General features: G+C 69.2%; 12 protein-coding genes, 4 tRNA genes and 1 pseudogene. 7 read left to right on the plus strand and 10 right to left on the minus strand.

The genetic code is table 11. The features are described from left to right. Together JX283_RS02615 and lepA are read right to left on the minus strand one after the other, a co-directional pair. On the minus strand, positions 1-921 hold a 921-nt coding region (locus JX283_RS02615; protein WP_239652437.1), incomplete at its 3' end, for a tRNA-dihydrouridine synthase. Positions 922-924: 3 nt separating this feature from the next. Further along, complete coding sequence (gene lepA, locus JX283_RS02620) at positions 925-2,733, minus strand: translation elongation factor 4 (protein WP_204829212.1); 1,809 nt, start codon at positions 2,731-2,733, stop codon at positions 925-927. A 172-nt stretch (positions 2,734-2,905) separates the two neighbouring features. Between lepA and rpsT the strand changes: the two genes are divergently transcribed. Then, positions 2,906-3,169 carry a 30S ribosomal protein S20 gene (gene rpsT, locus JX283_RS02625; RefSeq protein ID WP_135977436.1) on the plus strand — a complete coding sequence of 88 codons (264 nt, stop codon included), beginning with the start codon at positions 2,906-2,908 and terminating at the stop codon, positions 3,167-3,169. A 277-nt stretch (positions 3,170-3,446) separates the two neighbouring features. On the opposite strand, the gene JX283_RS02630 is transcribed toward rpsT, so the two are convergent. Next, positions 3,447-3,521: transfer RNA gene (locus JX283_RS02630), tRNA-Val, on the minus strand. Positions 3,522-6,372: 2,851 nt separating this feature from the next. Beyond that, positions 6,373-6,794, minus strand: a pseudogene (locus tag JX283_RS08785) (DUF1287 domain-containing protein). A gap of 325 nt (positions 6,795-7,119) precedes the next feature. Here JX283_RS08785 and JX283_RS02640 point away from each other — a divergent pair. After that, positions 7,120-7,195: transfer RNA gene (locus JX283_RS02640), tRNA-Ala, on the plus strand. 44 nt (positions 7,196-7,239) lie between these two features. Beyond that, a tRNA-Ile gene (locus tag JX283_RS02645) sits at positions 7,240-7,315 on the plus strand. Positions 7,316-7,687: 372 nt separating this feature from the next. Here the strand turns inward: JX283_RS02645 and JX283_RS08405 are convergent. The 4 genes from JX283_RS08405 to JX283_RS02660 all read right to left on the minus strand — a co-directional run bounded on the left by JX283_RS08405 (position 7,688) and on the right by JX283_RS02660 (position 12,436). Further along, complete coding sequence (locus JX283_RS08405; protein WP_239652438.1) at positions 7,688-8,326, minus strand: ABC transporter ATP-binding protein; 639 nt, start codon at positions 8,324-8,326, stop codon at positions 7,688-7,690. 57 nt (positions 8,327-8,383) lie between these two features. Beyond that, complete coding sequence (locus tag JX283_RS08410) at positions 8,384-9,532, minus strand: ABC transporter ATP-binding protein (protein ID WP_239652439.1); 1,149 nt, start codon at positions 9,530-9,532, stop codon at positions 8,384-8,386. After that, positions 9,522-11,885, minus strand: coding sequence for an ABC transporter ATP-binding protein (locus JX283_RS02655; RefSeq protein ID WP_204829214.1), 2,364 nt, complete (start codon positions 11,883-11,885; stop codon positions 9,522-9,524). Before JX283_RS02655 ends, JX283_RS08410 begins: the two co-directional genes overlap by 11 nt. Continuing rightward, positions 11,882-12,436: a MarR family winged helix-turn-helix transcriptional regulator gene (locus tag JX283_RS02660; RefSeq protein WP_204829215.1), complete on the minus strand. Its 555-nt coding sequence runs from the start codon at positions 12,434-12,436 to the stop codon at positions 11,882-11,884. The genes JX283_RS02655 and JX283_RS02660 overlap by 4 nt, the downstream gene beginning before the upstream one ends. Positions 12,437-12,635: 199 nt before the next feature. Between JX283_RS02660 and rpmB the strand changes: the two genes are divergently transcribed. Continuing rightward, a complete protein-coding gene (gene rpmB / locus JX283_RS02665) occupies positions 12,636-12,833 on the plus strand; it encodes a 50S ribosomal protein L28 (RefSeq protein WP_204829216.1) in 198 nt (65 codons plus the stop codon). 223 nt (positions 12,834-13,056) lie between these two features. On the opposite strand, the gene JX283_RS02670 is transcribed toward rpmB, so the two are convergent. Further along, positions 13,057-13,133 (minus strand) — tRNA-Pro (locus JX283_RS02670). Positions 13,134-13,288: 155 nt separating this feature from the next. On the opposite strand from JX283_RS02670, the gene JX283_RS02675 reads away from it, so the two are divergent. After that, complete coding sequence (locus JX283_RS02675) at positions 13,289-14,575, plus strand: DNA repair protein (RefSeq protein WP_204829217.1); 1,287 nt, start codon at positions 13,289-13,291, stop codon at positions 14,573-14,575. Beyond that, the gene (locus JX283_RS02680; RefSeq protein WP_135977557.1) at positions 14,568-14,756 is read left to right on the plus strand and encodes a hypothetical protein; all 189 of its coding nucleotides are present in this window, start codon (positions 14,568-14,570) and stop codon (positions 14,754-14,756) included. Before JX283_RS02675 ends, JX283_RS02680 begins: the two co-directional genes overlap by 8 nt. Positions 14,757-15,166: 410 nt before the next feature. Here JX283_RS02680 and JX283_RS02685 read toward each other — a convergent pair whose 3' ends face one another. Continuing rightward, complete coding sequence (locus tag JX283_RS02685; RefSeq protein WP_204829218.1) at positions 15,167-15,739, minus strand: cysteine hydrolase family protein; 573 nt, start codon at positions 15,737-15,739, stop codon at positions 15,167-15,169. A gap of 554 nt (positions 15,740-16,293) precedes the next feature. Here JX283_RS02685 and JX283_RS08415 point away from each other — a divergent pair. Then, positions 16,294-17,061, plus strand: a complete 768-nt coding sequence (locus tag JX283_RS08415; protein ID WP_239652440.1) for a YitT family protein — start codon at positions 16,294-16,296, stop codon at positions 17,059-17,061. Positions 17,062-17,109: the final 48 nt, after the last annotated feature.

The following is a 17,109-nucleotide window of genomic DNA, read 5'->3' on the forward strand; positions in this document are numbered from 1 at the left end:
ACGGGCGATATGCGCCCGCGTGGCNTCGAGCAGCCGCACGTGGAGGGCGAAGGCCGCCAGGCGCTCCCCGACCCCGCGCCCCGCCACGGGCTCCCCCGCCAGGACCCGCGCGGCGTCGCCGAAGATCCACGGGTCGCCGTAGGTGCCCCTCGCGCAGTAGACGGCGCAGGCGCCGGTCCCCTCCTTGAGGCGTGCGGCCGCCGCGGCGTCGAGGGCGTCGCCCGAGGCGATGACCGGCACCGAGACGGCTCGGACGACGTCGGCCACGGCCCTCGCGTCGGACTCCCCGCGGTAGAACTGGCTCGCAAACCTGCCGTGCACGGCCACGGCCGCGACACCGGCCTCCTCCAGCCGGGCGGCGAAGGCCGGCCCCACGGTCTCGCCCGGCCTGCGGCCGATGCGGATCTTGGCCGTCACGGGGACGGCGTCGCCGGCTCCCTCGCGGCAGGCCGCGACGATGGCCGCGGCGCGGTCCGGGTCGTCGAGGAGCGCCGACCCCTCGCGCTTGCGGGTGACCTTGGGCACGGGGCAGGCCATGTTCACGTCGATGGCGGCCAGCTTGCCGCCCACGCGGTCGTGCACGGTGGCGGCGGCCTCGGNGAACGGAGCGGGGTCGGAGCCAAAGAGCTGCACCACGTTGTCNGGCTCCTCGGGCNNCGGGTCCACGAGNCGCCAGGTCTTCTCGTTCGCGTGGTGGAGGCCGGCCACGCTCACCATCTCGCTCACGGCGAGCGCCGCCCCGCCCGCACGGGCGAGGAGGCGGTAGGCTCCGTCGGTGACGCCGGCCATGGGGGCCATGAGGAAGGGGTTGGCGGCGAGGCGCTCGGCGAACGTCCCCTCCCGCGGGAACGGCGCGACGGCCGGGGCGAGCCCCGCCGCGGGCCCGTAGGTGGCGAGCAGCTCGCCCGGAGTGGGGGCCACGGGCTACTCGTCCACCTTGAGGATGGCGAGGAACGCCTCCTGCGGCACCTCGACGCTGCCGATGGACTTCATGCGCTTCATGCCCTCCTTCTGCTTCTCGAGCAGCTTGCGCTTGCGGGAGATGTNACCGCCGTAGCACTTGGCGAGCACGTCCTTGCGCCGGGCCTTCACGGTGGAGCGGGCGATGATCTTGTTGCCGATGGCGCCCTGGATGGGCACCTCGAACAGCTGCCGCGGGANGATCTCCTTGAGCTTGTCGCAGAGGCCGCGGGCCAGCGTGTAGGCCTTGTCCCTGTGGACGATGAACGAGAGGGCGTCCACGTCGTCGCCGGACAGCAGGATGTCGAGCTTCACGAGGTCGCTGGGGCGGTACTCGGAGAACTCGTAGTCCAGCGAGGCGTAGCCCTTGGTGCGGCTCTTGAGCTGGTCGAAGAAGTCGAGGATGAGCTCGGCCAACGGGATGTCGAACCGCATCTCCACCGACTTGTCCGACAGGTAGTCCATGTTGGCCATGACGCCGCGGTGCTCCACGGCCAGCTGCATCACGGCGCCGGTGAACTCGGGCGGCACGATGACCTTGGCGGAGAGGTAGGGCTCCTCGATGTGGTCGATGCGCGTGACGTCGGGGAGGTCCTGGGGGCTGCGGACGTCGGTCGTCTCGCCGTCGGTGAGGCAGACGTGGTAGTCCACCGACGGGCTCGTGGCGATGAGGTCGAGGTCGAACTCGCGCTCCAGGCGCTCCTTGACCACCTCCATGTGGNGGNGGCCGAGGAAGCNCACGCGGAAGCCGAAGCCCAGGGCCACGGAGGTCTCGGGCTCCCACACGAGGGACGGGTCGTTGACGTGCAGCTTCTCCAGGGCGTCCCGGAGGTCCTCGTAGTCCTTGTTGTCCACCGGGAAGATGCCGGTGTAGACCATGGGCTTGGCCTCGCGGTAGCCGGGCAGCGCCTCAGCGCAGGGGCGGTCGCGGTACGTGAGGGTGTCGCCTACGCGCACGCTCTCGGGGTCCTTGAGGCCGGTGACCACGAAGCCCACCTCGCCCGGGCCCAGCTCGTCCACGGGCACCTCGACCGGGCGCTTCACGCCCACGCCGTCGGCCNGGAAGTCCTGNCCGGTCTGCATCATGGTGAGCTCGTCGCCCTTGGCCACGTGGCCGTCGAACACGCGGACCATGGCCACCACGCCGCGGTACTCGTCGAAGTACGAGTCGAGCACCAGCGNCTTGAGGGGCGCGCCCGCGTCGCCNTCGGGGGGCGGCACGAGGAAGACGATGGCCTCGAGCAGGTCGTGGATGCCCTCGCCGGTCTTGCCCGACACGCACACGGCGTCCTCGGCGGGGACGGCCAGCTCGTCCTCGATCTCCACCTTGACCTCGTCGGGGTGGGCGCTCGGCAGGTCGATCTTGTTGATGGCAGGCACGATCTCTAGGTCGGCGTTCATGGCCAGGTTGGCGTTGGAGACGGTCTGGGCCTCCACGCCCTGGGTGGCGTCGACCACGAGCACGGCCCCCTCGCAGGCGGCCAGGGAGCGGGAGACCTCGTAGGTGAAGTCCACGTGGCCCGGGGTGTCGATGNGGTTGNACTGGTATGTCTCACCGTCGTCGGCCGTGTACATGACCCGGACGGCGTTGGACTTGATGGTGATGCCGCGCTCGCGCTCGATGTCCATGGTGTCGAGGAGCTGCGACTCCATGTCGCGCTCCTCCACTGTGTTGGTCATCTCAAGGATGCGGTCGGATATGGTGGACTTCCCGTGGTCGATATGGGCGACGATGGAGAAGTTCCTGATGTGAGAGAGATCTGTGGTAGCCATAGGAGCCAGTCTAGCATGGGCCAGACGGCCCGGCCGGGGCGGGAGATGTGCGGACTTTTCTCCATAGTGCGCCGTAGATGCGCTGTTCCGGGCCCCCTATGCTAGTATTGCGAAGTTGCCTCACCGTGTCTCAACAAGAGGCCTCACAGTATCGCATCGAAAGGAACCGCACGTGGCTAACATCAAGTCGCAGAAGAAGCGCAACAAGACCAACGAGAAGGCCCGCATCCGCAACAAGGCCGTCCGTTCTGAGCTCAAGACCGCCATCAAGCACGTTCGCGAGGCCGTCGAAGCCGGCGACGCCGCCCTGGCCCAGGAGAAGTGCAATCACGCCTGCCGTCTTCTCGACAAGGCTGCCTCCAAGGGCATCATCCACAAGAACCAGGCCGCCGACCGCAAGTCCGGCATCCAGAAGCTGGTGAACTCCATCAACTAACACCCTTCTGGGTTCGTGTGTGGCTGTCGCTCCTACCCCACGAGGATCTGGCAGACCTTAGAGACACGGNACATCGGGCGCCTCCCGGGGATCGGTCCCCTCGGGAGGNGCCTTTTTCATGGGACGGCGCCCGTGTGGACGTGGGGTCCCATGAGCCCGGGCACTCCCGTGGGCGTGGGCGCCGGGTTTTTGCGACCACCTTTGCGACCATTTTGCGACCATTTTGCGACCAAAAGAAAACAGGCCACCGGGTTACCCCGATGACCTGCTGTTTCTCTGGTGGGCGATGCTGGGTTCGAACCAGCGACCCCATCCGTGTGAAGGATGTGCTCTACCACTGAGCCAATCGCCCGTAGGTGCGACGCTGCCGCACGGATATTTATATTAGCAGAAGCGTCTCGGCGTGCAAGGGCCAATTTGGATTACTTTTTCGACGCCTCCAGAACGCGGCGACCGAACATCCAGCCCGCGGCGCAGACGATGAGGGCGACCACCTCGAGGACGATGCTGGGTATGTCCTCCCCCAAGACCCGTCCGCCGAGGTCGTGGCCCACCACGAGGGTGTAGACGAGGCAGAACAGCTCGAAGAGCGAGAGGATAGCCGCACCCACGTTGAACCTCCCGGAGCGCGACGGGGTGTTGGCCCCCTTGACGCCTGCCATGCCGGTCCAGATGCCGAACAGGCCCTGGAAGGTGTAGCTGGCCACGAGTACGAAGCCGGCGGAGTGCCAGCCGTTGGTGGNCACCGTCACAATGCACAGGGCGTCGTAGACGAAGATCACCAGGGACCAGGCCAAAAGGATGAGGCTCATGACCTTCATGAGCTTGCGGTCGTTGGACATGGTGTCCGCTCCCTCCCCCGGCTCGCCCGGGACAGCTGTCAATGGCGTTATGCAGTGTAACCGTTTGCCGTCGGGCGATACGACGGCTTGAGCCGCGCCCGGCACCTCGCGTAGGCGCCGGCCATGAGGCCGGAGCTCACCACGGCGCAGAAGAGCTGCTCCGTGCCGTCGGGCGACCCCATGGCCCTCCCCACGAGGGCCAGCACGAGCAGGGAGAGCGCGGCGACGAGCCCCGCGAAGAGCAGGCCGAGACCGACTCGCGCGTCGCGCTGGCGCTTGGCCCCGCGCACGTTGAAGACGGCGCACACGACGAAGTAGGCTCCCTCAAGAAGGAGTATGAGGCCCGTGGTGACGCCGGAGCCCATGGTGGAGACGAAACCGGGCTCGGCCATGGGGACGGACGCCACCTTGGCGAGGTAGGTCATGGCCATGACGCACTCCATGGAGCCCCAGATGACCATGAGCTGGCAATAGCCGGTGNTGAACCGCGAGAGCCCCTCGGGACACGCCACGGCGTCGGAGTCGGGCTCCTCTGGTGGCGGGACGACGACGTTCTCCGTGACCACCCAGCGGAAGACGACCGTGAGCATGAGCATGAGCGCGAAGGTGGAGAAGAGCACGGGGTCCGCCTGGGTGAACGACCAGGCGACGCCGGCGAGGTAGAGGACCACGAGGGAGGCAGAGGCCCTTCCCAGCCAGCGCGGCACGCCCCTGGTAGGCGCGCGGAGGGCACGNGAGGCGAGGGCGATGCCCGTGGTGCACGCCCCTACGGCAAGGGCGAACAGGAAGATGAGGCAGGCACCCGCAGGAAGCGAGACGAGCACGACCCGGATGGGGGCCGAGAAGCCGCCGGGCCGCCCGCTCACCCACGCGGCAGCGCAGGCGAGGAGGTAGATGACGAAGCCCATGGCCGCCCCCGTGAGGACGAGGTAGGCCACGGCGGCGTTGCGCACGGCGGAGCGGGCGCGCGGGGTGTCGGCCAGGGCAGAGATCCTTCGGTTCAATCGTCCTCCCTCACGAGACAACGNACTGGGCGNTCTTGTACATGGTCACAGTGGCCGCCGGGCTGTCTCCGGCATACTGGACGGCCTCCACGGTGTGCGTGCCCTCGCTCAACCGGTCACCCGAGAGCGGGACCACCGTGCGATCCTTGGGTGTCTCCTGCACCTCCACCATGTCGCCGTCCACGTAGATGAAGAGGAAGCGCGACGTCGAGAAGAACTCCGTCACCAGGGTCACAGGGACCCCGGACCCGTCGGAGGGCGCGGACACCTGCATGGGCTTCCCGTAGGCGGAGGTGGAGTCGTCCGTGCGGATGACGAGCAGCTCGTCGGCGTCGGGCTTCCGACCGTGCCCCACCTTCCGGGTCTGACCCAGGGTTGTGGCCCCCGTGGCCTTCGCGCTCCCTGCCGTGCAGGAGGAGAGGCCCACGGGCACGCAGAGCACCGCGAGGGCGACGGCGACCGTCAAGCCCTTTATCGCGGTGGTGCGTCCTCTACCCGCCGAGTCCCGTGCCATGGTCCCTCCTAACAGGGTGAAACGTCAGGGCCGCGATCTATCCTAGGACGGTCGCGACGCAGCCTCTCAATTCGAGGTACTGACCATCGGCGACCTGCACCTCCGTGGAGCCGTCGACCGATCCGGAGGCCACGGGCTCCGACCCGGGGGCGTCTGAGTCGAGCACGGCGTAGGAGGCGGCGCCGGAGCCGTCCGNGGTGACCGCGTAGCGGNCCGCNGGGCAGTCGGTACCCACCTTGTAGATACCCGTGCCCTCGACTTCTTGCGCGTCNGTGGCTGATATGTCGTCACCCGAGGCGAACGTGGCGCCCGAAACCTCCACCTTCTGGCCGTCCGAGAGCTCGAGCCAGCACTGCGTGGTGAAGGAGGCGGCATCGCCGCCGTCCACGGAGACGGCGGCGGTCTGCCCGCCGGCCGCCAGGAACTTGTACTGCCCCGCGTCAAGGTTGGTGCCCACCGTATAGGAGCCNGACTTGTAGATCATGGTGGCGCCCTTCTTGGCCACGGCCGGGGCGTCGGTGCCCTGCACGCGGGGGGCCTGGGAGCCGGGACCGAGACGCCAGAAGACGCTCAGGACGAAAAGCACCGCCACGACGGCCACGAACGCGGTGGCAGCCTTCTTGGACACCTTGGGGAACAGCCTGCGGTCCCCCTGCCGGGCGCGGATGCGCCTCTCGCGGGCCTTCGCCTCCTTGGCCTCGCGCTTCTGCCTGCGCCGGTCGGCGGGGGTNAGGGATCGGTCGTTCTTGTCGGCCACGGGAGAGGTCCTTTCCGGTCGTCCTGGGTGCGTGCCAGCAACATCCCATGGTAGCCACCCTTCCGGCCCCGTTAGGCCGGGCGACTTCAGAGCCTGAAATGCCCCACAAGGTCGGGGCGGGAGGCCAGGACGTCCTCCTCGAAGGAGCGCTGCAGCGGGCCCTCGTGGTGGATGAGGTAGGGCACGCCGTCCCCGTCGCGNACATCGGAGACGANCNCCACGTGGTCGGAGAACACGGCGATGTCCCCGCACGCCACGNGGCGGCGTCGTAGGGGTCGANCGTCAGCGAGGCAGCATGGATCCCCAGGTAGACGGCGACGTTCCTCACGCGCCGGTAGTCGATGGCCCGGTCCGGCTCCCCCACGCCATAGGCCCCGGGGGCGGCGCGGATGTCCTCGTCCACGAGGGACTGCAAGTCCCACCCGGCGCCCTTGAGGGGCGGCGAGGAGGTCGGTGNACACGCCCCGGCTGTCCGCGGGAGGGCCGCCCTCGTAGNAGGCGCTCCCATAGCGGGTGCGCGTGGCCGTGTAGGCGCGGGCCGAGACGACGATGTCCTCGGGGTCGGGCACACCGTCGCCGTCCCGGTAACCTGCGGACCCGTCACCTTCGACGAAGTCGGATTCCGACAACCCGCGGGCGGGGGGTCGGGTCCGGACAGAGCGCGAGGGGCCAGAGCACCCAGACGGCAACGGCGACCACGGCGGCGCACAGGGCGACGATGGCCCGCGTCTTGCCTGGTGAGAGGGGATGTTTTGACATCGTGGCCCAATCGACGAAAAAAAGTGCTTGCGGAGGCCTCGGCTTCTGNTATAGTTATCGACGCACCAACCCACGGGGATATAGCTCAGCTGGGAGAGCGCATGACTGGCAGTCATGAGGTCAGGGGTTCGATCCCCCTTATCTCCACCACATGATACAGGGCGGCGGCCTCGGTCGCCGCCCTTTTCTGTATCGGGCCTATAGCATAACGGTCAATGCAGAGGACTCATAATCCTTGGAGTGTAGGTTCGAATCCTACTGGGCCCACCAACCTCCAACTGTGCGAACCCCCTCGCCCGGCGCGTCNGAGCAGGGGGTTCCCTGTNTCTCGCCGACGNGTTCGGACCGTGGGCCCCGGGGCCTCTCCGGCCCGTCGAAACGCCTTCGATGCGCGGCTCCCCGCCGAAAGGCGGTGGATGCGCGGCCCGCCTGCGGCCAGAGGCCCCCGATGCGCGTTCTGGGCCCGAAACCGCGCATCGGGGGCGCTTTGCCGGGGACAAACCGCGCACTCGCCCGCCCTCGCCGGACGGTCGCGCACCCAGGGCCTCTCGCCGCGGGCTACGCCCTCCTCGCCGTGGGGCAGGGCGCATCCGAGGGCCTTCGCCGCAGGCCGCACCCCCCCTCGCCGCAGGTCATGCCTCCTTATTCGCATCCCTCGAACTGCGAGTTGTAGAGCCTGGCGTAGACGCCGTCCTTCGCGAGGAGCTCCCTGTGGGTGCCCTGCTCCACCACGTCGCCGTGCTCCATCACCAGGATGGTGTCNGCGTTGCGGATGGTCGAGAGCCGGTGGGCCACCACAAAGCTCGTGCGGCCGGCCATGAGCCGGTCCATGGCNNCCTGGATGAGCACCTCGGTCCGCGTGTCCACGTTGGAGGTGGCCTCGTCGAGGATGAGGATGGGCCTGTCGGCGAGCACGGCCCGCGCGATGGTCACCAGCTGGCGCTGGCCCTGGGAGAGGTTGGTGCCCTCCTCGTTGACCATGAAGTCGTAGCCGCCGTCCAAGGTGTTGACGAAGTGGTCGTACCGGGCGACGCGCGCGGCCTCCTCCACCTCCTCGTCGGTGGCGTCGAGCCGGCCGAACCGAAGGTTCTCGCGGACGGTGCCCTTGAAGAGCCAGGAGTCCTGCAGCACCATGGCGAAGTTCCCGCGGAGGTCGGGGCGCGACCAGCGCCTCACGTCGAGGCCGTCGACCCGGACCCCTCCCCCGTCGACATCGTAGAAGCGCAGCATGAGCTTCATGAGCGTGGACTTGCCGGCACCGGTGGGGCCCACGATGGCCACGGTCTAGCCGGGGTCCGCCGAGAAGGACAGGCCGCGGATCACGGGCTCGTCGGCCTTTTAGCCGAAGACCACGTNGTCGAAGGCCACCGAGCCGTCGCGCGACGCGGGACGCTCGGGGTGCTCAGGCTCGGACTCCACGGGGGCGTNGNGGAACTCGAAGACGCGCTCGGCGGCCGCGGCCATGGACTGCAGCATGTTGCCGACGTTGGCCAGCTGCGAGATGGGCTGGGTGAAGTTGCGGACGTACTGCATGAAGGCCTGGATGTCGCCGATGGAGATGGTGCCGGCCGCGGCGAGGCCCGCGCCCACGACCACGACGCCCACGTAGCCCATGTTGGACACCAGGTTCATGAGGGGCTGCATGAGGCCGGAGAGGAACTGGCTGCGCCAGGCGCTGTCGTAGAGGNCCTNGTTGGNGGCGTCGAANTCCTCCACGGACGCCTGCCGACGGCTGAAGGCCTGGATGACCATCTGACCGGCGAAGTCCTCCTCGACGATGCCGTTGACCGCGCCGAGGGTGCGCTGCTGCTGCACGAAGTAGCGCTGGGAGAAGCGGACCACCACGAGGACCACCACGAGGGCGAGGGGCAGGCAGAGGAACGTCACGCCGGCCATGACCGGCGAGATGGAGACCATCATGGCGGCGACGCCCACGACCTGGGTGACCGAGGTCACCATCTGGGACAGCGACTGGTTGAGCGAGGCGCCCAGCGTGTCCACGTCGTTGGTGATGCGGGAGAGCACGTCGCCCTTGGAGTGGTCGTCGAAGTAGCCGAGGGGCACCTGGGAGATGCGCTCGGCGATGTCGGAGCGCAGGCGGTAGCAGACCTTCTGCGAGACGCCGGTGAGGAGGATTCCCTGCACGGCGGAGCAGCCGGCGGAGGCCAAGTAGAGGCCCAGCAGGAAGAGGGCCGTGCGGCCGATCCAGGCAAAGTCGATGCCGCCGGTGCCGCCGACCTTGGCCACGAGGCCCTCGAAGAGCTTCGTCGTGATCCGGCCGAGGACGTCGGGGCCCACGACGTTGAAGGCCACGGACGCGACGGCGAAGAGCAGGGCGAGCACGAGCGCGGCGATGTGGGGCCGGGCGTAGGACACGAGCCGGCGCAGGGTGCCGCCCAGGTCCTTTGCCTTCTCGCCGGAGCCGCGGTGGCGGCCGGGGCCTCCCATGGGGCCGCGGGCCATGGCGGGGGCACGGTTATCGGCCATTGTCGGCCACCTCCTCGGGGTCGTCGTGGGTGGGGGCGTCGTCGTCCACCAGGCCGTTGGCGCGGGCCTCGGTGAGGTCGAGCTCCTCGTCGGAGAGCTGGCTGCGCGCTATCTCCAGGTAGGTGGGGCAGGCGGCGAGCAGCTCCTCGTGGGTTCCGCGGCCCACGAGGGTGCCGCGGTCGAGGACGAGGATCTCGTCGGCGTGCATGATCGTGGCCACACGCTGGGCCACGACGACCACCGCGGCCCCGCGCACCTGGGACGCCAGCGCGTCGCGCAGACGGGCGTCGGTGGCGTAGTCGAGCGCCGAGAAGGAGTCGTCGAACACGAGGACCTCGGGCCTGCGGGCCAGGGCGCGGGCGATGGAGAGGCGCTGGCGCTGGCCGCCCGAGACCGAGGTGCCGCCCTGGGCCACGGGTGTGTCGATGCCCTCGGGCAGCTGGTCCACGAACTCGGCCGACTGCGACACCTCGAGCGCCCAGCGGAGGTCCTCGTCGGTGGCGTCGGGCGCGCCGAAGAGCAGGTTGCTGCGGATGGTGCCGGAGAACAGCAGGCCCTGCTGCGGCACGTAGCCGATGCGGCCGCGCAGGTCGTCGAGGGCCATGTCGCGCACGTCCACGCCGTCGAGCGACACGGTGCCCTCGGTGGCGTCGAAGAACCGCGGCACGAGCTTCACGAGCGTGGTCTTGCCCGAGCCCGTGGAGCCGATGATGGCCGTGGTGCGNCCGGGCTGCGTCCTGAAGCTGACGGAGGCCACCACGGGGTCGGCGGCGTCGGGGTAGCGGAAGGTGACGTCGTCGAAGACGAGCTCGCCGACGGGCGCCCCATCGGGCACGGGGACGGGGTCTGCCGGGTCCGTGACCAGGGGCTCGCAGNCGAGCACCTCGTCGATGCGCACGGCCGAGACCTCGGCGCGCGGCAGCATGACGGCCACCATGGCGAGGATCATGAACGCCATGACGATCTGCACGCTGTAGGAGATGAACGCCATCATGGTGCCCACCTGCATGGTGCCGTCGTCCACGGCGAAGCCGCCGAACCAGACGATGGAGAGGGCCATGAGGTTCATGAGCAGCATGATCGCCGGCATGAGCAGGCTCATGGAGCGGTTGGTGAACAGCTGGGTCTCCTTGAGCTCGGTGTTGGCCTCGTCGAAGCGCTCGAGCTCGTAGGCCTCGCGGCCGAACGCACGCACCGGCATGAGGCCGTCGAGCATGTTGCGCGACACCAGGTTGAGGCGGTCCACCAGCGACTGCATACGGCGGAACCTGGGCATGGTGAGGCCCATGAGCACGCCGACGACGGCCAGCAGCACGAGGAGCGCCACGGCGATGATCCACTCGAGGCCGCTCCTGGTGGCGCACACCTGGATGAAGGCGACGATGCCCATGATGGGCGCCAGGAGGATCATGCGGAGCATCATGACCACGACCATCTGCACCTGCTGCACGTCGTTGGTACAACGGGTGATGAGCGACGACGGCGAGAAGCGGTCGACGTCGTAGGGCGCGAGGTCCATGACCTTGGAGAAGAGCCGGTGGCGCAGGTCGCGGGCCACGGACGCGGCGGTGCGGCTGGCGATGAGGCCCACGGCCACAGTGGTGGCGAGGGTCGCCGCGCAGAGTCCGAACATCACGAGCGCGGTGCGGGCGAGGTAGTCGGAGCGCACCCGGTCGAGGTCCACGCCCTGCGACCCGTAGACGGAGCGCACGTAGTCCACGGCGCGCTGGGACGTCATGGACCCGGCCATGGCGTCCATGGCGTCCGACATGGCGTCGGCGGCGTCCACGAGCTGCGCGCGGTCCACGAGGCCCGCGTCGTAGAGCGCGCGGACCACGNCNCNGGTGAGCCTGCCGTCGGAGGCGGCGAGCACCCGCTGCACGGCGGCGAGCCTCTCGCGACCCTGGGGCGTGGCGGCGAGCTTGGCTGCCTGGGGCGACGACCCCATGTCGGAGAAGGACGCCGCGCCCTCCATCTTGGAGGGGTCGATGCCCTGCCCCAGCGAGAGGGCCACGCACTCGGGGAGCGCCATGGCCTCCCCTACCTCGCCGTCGTCGGCCGCCTGGGCCTCCGTGCCGGTGTAGGTGCGGATGCCGTCGGCGTCGGGCTCGCCGTAGACGCTCTCCACGAGGGCGGCGTGGGGCTCGGGCATGAACATCTCGAGATTGGCGAGGTCCCGCTCGGAGATGGTGCGGGGCACGGGGCCCTCGATGCCGCCCTGCTGCACGCCGACGTCGATGATGTCGCTCATATAGCCGGGCAGCGCCAGCTCCAGGTTGGCCTGGACCACGAGGAGCGCGATGCAGAGCGCCACGGCGAGGCCGTGGCCCTTGAGGAACCGGAACACCCTCATGACCCGCACCTCCCCTGCCACTGGGACTGCTGCCGGTGGGCCTGCTGCCATTGAGCGCCCCCGAGCACGGCGACGATGCGCNCGAGTATGCGCACGAGCTCGCGGGAGTCCTCCTCGCCGAGGGCGTTGAGGAGGTCGGCCGTGTGCCGGGCGAGCGCCTCGTTCATGAGNGCGTCGACCTCGCGGCCCTTCTCGGTGAGACGNACCTCCACGCGGCGGCGGTCGCCTGCGGAGGGGCCGCGCTCCACGAGGCCCTCCCGCTCGAGGGCCGAGAGGATGTTGGAGACCCGCGCCGGGGTCAGGCCGAGCTGACGGGCAAAGAGCGACGGGCTGGCGCAGCCGCCCTCGTCGGACAGCACTCCGAGAAGGCCGATGCACCCGCGGCCAGCGTCCTNGAGGCGCAGGCCGTGGCCGTCGAGGTGCGCCAGCGGCGGCCTCACGAGCCGCCTCGCGGCGAACGCCTCCTCCAGGAACCGGCCCGCGAGCTCGCGTATCACCTCGGGGACCGGCTCGCCGGGCGGCGTGGCGCAGGTACCATGGGGTTCCTCCATGGGCTCCATGGCTCTCCTTTCTGCGGAAAACATTTTCTAGCAGAAATTATTTGTCCCATGGGACCGCCGGTCAAGGAGGAGGAGATGAAGAAACGCACAGACCGTGAACGTTCGTTGCACGTCCGGGGGCCTGTGCTATATTTGGACAGCTGTTGCATGTAGGCGTGCGCAATGGCGCCCGCGTAATGGAGGAAAACAAATGTCGAAGGTCTGCGAAATCTGCNGTAAGCACCCGGTTGCTGGTCACTCCATCAGCCACTCCCACCGCGTCACCAATCGTAAGTTCCGCCCCAACATCCAGCGCGTCACCGTCTTCAAGAACGGTCACAAGCGCAAGATGAACGTCTGCACCCGCTGCCTCAAGAAGGGCAACCTCGCCCGCTCTGCCGCCCAGTAAGGCGCGAGACATCTANGCGGCGTCGCACGCGATCGGCGACTCGGACCCCCTGGTTCCACGGAACCATGGGGTCTTTTCCTGTCGACAGGATGGGCGACAAGCGCCGCCGCCCCACCCCGGGACGGCGGCGCTCCCTTGNGTGTGGGCGCCGGGATTTTGCCCCNGGTTTTTGCGACCAAAAGAAAACAGGTCACCGGGTTACCCCGATGACCTGAGATTTCACTGGTCGGGTGGACTGGATTCGAACCAGCGACCCCTTGACCCCCANTCAAGTGCNCTACCAAACTGCGCCACCACCCGTTCTTGCTGCCCGCGGGCAACAGAGAGAACTCTACCACCCTGCCGGGGGCCGTGCAAGCGAAATCGCCAGGTTTCTCGGACATCGGCCGACGGTGCCCCATCCCCATATCAGAACATCTGTTCTATACTGGGAAGCCGGGAGCGAGGAGGAGCCCATGGACCAGTCTGCCAGAACCTACGCGTGCATAGACCTCAAGAGCTTCTACGCGTCGGTGGAGTGCGCCGACCGCGGCCTCGACCCCATGTCAACGCGCCTCGTGGTGGCGGACCCCTCCCGTAGCCGGGGCACCATCTGCCTCGCGGTCTCCCCTGCCCTGCGGGCCCTCGGCATGCCGTCGCGCTGCCGCCTCTTCCAGGTGCCGGCGGCCCTCCACCCCGTCGTGGCCCCGCCGCGCATGGCGCTCTACATGGAGACCGCGGCGGACATCTACGGCATCTACCTGCGCCACATCGCACCGGAGGACATGAACGTCTACTCCGTGGACGAGGTCTTCCTCGACCTCACCCAGTACCTCCCCTACTACGGCGTGAGCGCCCGCGAGCTCGTGCGCGGCCTCATGGACGAGGTGCGGCGCGAGAAGGGCGTCTACGCCACGGCCGGCATAGGCCCCAACCTCTTCGTGGCCAAGGCCGCCCTGGACGTGGAGGCCAAGCACGACCCCGACTGCATCGCCGAGCTCGACGAGGAGTCGTTCCGCCAGCGTCTGTGGTTCCACCGCCCCATCACCGACATCTGGGGTATAGGCCCCAACATCGCCCGGCGGCTGGCCGCACGGGACATCCACGACCTCGCCGGCATCTGCGCCGCCCCGGAAGCGGACCTCTACGGGGAGTTCGGCCGGAACGCCGAGTACCTCATCGACCACGCCTGGGGCCAGGAGCCTGTCACCATGGCCCAGATCAAGGCCCACGTCCCTAGGTCGCGCTCCCTCTGCACGGGTCAGGTGCTGCCGCGCCCCTACTCGTTCGCCGAGACGCGGACGGTCCTCCGCGAGATGGCGGGCGACCTCGCCCTGGACCTCGTGGAGAAGGAGCTCTCCTGCGGCAGCCTCTCCCTCTCCGTGGGCTACCAGGAGCCCCGTGGGCGCGCGCCGTCCCGCCGCGGCCGCCCGGGGTCTCGGGCTTCCACGTCGCGCCGGCTGGCGGCGCCGGTCTGCACGCCGGAGTCGCTGGTGCCGCTCGTCCTGGAGCTCCACGGCGCCGTCGCGGACCCGGGGCGCGCCGTGCGGCGNCTGTCGCTGTCGGCGGGGCACCTCCGGTGCCTCGGGGAGGCCCAGCTGCGGCTGCCCCTCGAGGAGGGAGGGGCGACCATGGAGCTCTCCCGCACGGTCAACGCCATCCGTCGGCGCTTCGGGGCCAGCGCCGTGGTGCCGGGCGCGTCGCTGCGCGGCGAGGCCACGGGACGCGAGCGGCACTGCCAGATAGGGGGCCACCATGCCTGAGGGTGACGACCGCCGCCGGGCGCTTGTCGCGCGCATCGCGGCCAAGGCGGCCGCCGCCCCCCACGTGGCCCGCGACCATGCCGATCGTGCGTCGCAGTTCCTGCCCTTCGCCGCCCTGACGGGCTACGAGGAGGCCCTGCGGGAGCGGGAGCGCCAGAGCCCTCGGGAGCCGCCGGGCTGACGGCACGGGCCCATCCGGGCGCCGGGCCGGGGCGNCTCGTCGGCACAAAAAAGAGGCCTTCGCCTCGGCGAAGGCCTCAAAGCATCGGGATGCTCATGGATTATCACCTGATGGGGGACGAAAGTTTACTGCTCCTCGATGAGCGCGCNGACGTTCTCNCGGTAGGGNNCGGGGACCTCGGAAAGACGGGTGATGTTGCCTCGGATCATGTCGGCCCAATACCTAACCATACGACCTCCTCTGTCGTGACTTCGGGCTGCCNCTCTCGGCGCCCCTTCATGCGGCTGAACGGTTTACAAAGCGCACCGTTCCCGCGTTGGGAGAAGTATAGCCACCGTCCCTCATTTTTAGACCATGGAGGCACATATATGTCAGTCCCGCCGCCGCCTTGCCGCGGCGCTCCCGCAAGGCTACGCCGGGATGTCGCCCGCGAGGCGCTCCCTGAACTCGTCGAGGGACACGACGTCCGAGCCGTAGCAGCGCCTGAAGTACTCCAGTGCGCCGGCCTCGGAGCCCACGAGGGTGCTGCGGCAGGCGTCGGCCACCACGAGGGAGTCGTAACCCAGGAAGTAGGCGTCGGCGAGGGTGTGGAGCACGCAGATGTTGCTGTCGAACCCGATGGCAACCACGCGGTCGCAACCGAGCTCGCGCAGGGTGAGGTCGAGGTCGGTCTGGAAGAAGCCGGAGTAGCGGCGCTTCTCGATGACGAGGTCGCGGTCGCAGGGCCCGAGGCACGCCGCCGGCCGGGCGCCCGCGGAGCCCGCGATGCCGTGCTCGCCCCAGAGCTCCAGCTCTCGGTCGAGGCCCGGCACGTGGGCGTCGTCGAGGAAGATCACGGGGATGCCGCAGGCGCGGCACGCCCCCACGACCTCTGTGCAGGCGGAGGAGAAGGCGTCGAGGGCGGGGTCGGCCTCGCGGCCCTCCACGGTGGCCTCGAGCACGTCGACGACGAGCAGGGCGGTCTTTCCCGGTTCCACAAGCATGGGGGCTCCTCGGACGAAGGTGTCTTTAAGCTATGATAGCCCAGCGTCCCGGCGGCCCTCACCGCCCGCNCNCCCGNGANGCACCCCGCCCGAAGGAAGGTCCCATGGGTCGCGTCCTGCTCGCCTGCCTCGTCCCGCTCCTGCTCGCCTGCCTGGCGTTCGCCCTGGCCTTCACCGGTGCTGCCGCCCAGGTGGGCGCCGCGGCCNCCGCGCTGCTCGTGGCGGCCGGCGGTCTGTTCGCCGCCGCCTGCTTCAAGGCCATCGGCGCCGCCATCCACGGGAGCTTCGCCAGGACCCTCGAGGGCCGCGGCGAGCCCATGCCCGTCTCCCCCGAGGAGGTGACCCGCTCCCGCAGGGTCGCCGTGGCCCTCTCGGCCGCAGGTGCCGCCTGCCTCACCGCGGCGTTCGCCGTGGCCGGCCCCGTGCTTGGGCGCATCCTCATGGGCATTCTCAGCCTCTAGGCGGACCCGCCCCGTCCGCCGGCCGGGTCCTTGAAAGCCCGTCGGCCCCCACGGTTATATAGACACCGGTGGGAACGGACGACGGGAGGCGCTATGGGGGACGGAGGAACGGACGCGAGAAGACCGGGCAAGGGCGTGTTCGCCCGTGTGGTCCTCATGGTCGTGGGCGTGCTCCTCGTGGGNATGGCGGTGGCCCTCTCCAAGCACGCCCTCACAGGCACCACGCCCATCTCCGTGATTCCGGCCGTCGTCTNCNACCNGCTGCGCGACAACNGCGTCGCCACCGTCACCCTGGGCATGTGCTCATTTGCCATGAACGCCGCCTGCCTCGTGGTGGAGCTCGTCCTCCTGCGCAGGCGCTTCCCCGTGGCCCAGCTGCTCCAGGTCCCCGTGGTACTCCTCATGTCGGCCTCGGTGGACATGTGGATGCTGCTCTTCGAGGCCATCCCCAACGACGTCTACCCCGTCCAGCTGCTCTGCACGGCGGTCTCCGTAGCCGTGCTCGCCCTGGGCGTCTACCTGCAGACCACGGCCGACGTCCTCATGACGCCGGGCGACGCCCTCGTGTCGGTGATCACGCGCCTCACGGGCCGCACCTACCACAAGGTGAAGGTAGCCTTCGACGTGGTGCTCGTGGCCACCGGCGCCGTGCTCTCCCTGCTGTTCTTCGCGGAGCTGCGAGACGTCCGCGAGGGCACCGTGCTGGCGNCCGTGGGCACCGGCATGGTGGTTGCTTTCTGGGCGAGGGTCCTCGCCCCCGTCATGCGCCGGGTGCCCAAGGACCCTGTGCCTGGCATCCCCGCCGTGGTTCCCGAGGACCTCGACCGGAGCCTGGACGAGAACGACGACCGCGGCATGTGACGCCACGGCGCCACGGACGCACGGNTGCGCTGCCGTGGCGNCCGCCCT

The organism is Olsenella sp. CU969, from assembly GCF_905219715.1.
Lineage (GTDB): Bacteria > Actinomycetota > Coriobacteriia > Coriobacteriales > Atopobiaceae > Granulimonas > Granulimonas faecalis.

Coding starts and splice junctions, on each gene's coding strand:
- JX283_RS02685 (WP_204829218.1), bottom strand. CDS start 15,739: ATGCTTGTGGAACCGGGAAAGACCGCCCTGCTCGTCGTCGACGTGCTC.
- JX283_RS02680 (WP_135977557.1), top strand. CDS start 14,568: ATGCCTGAGGGTGACGACCGCCGCCGGGCGCTTGTCGCGCGCATCGCG.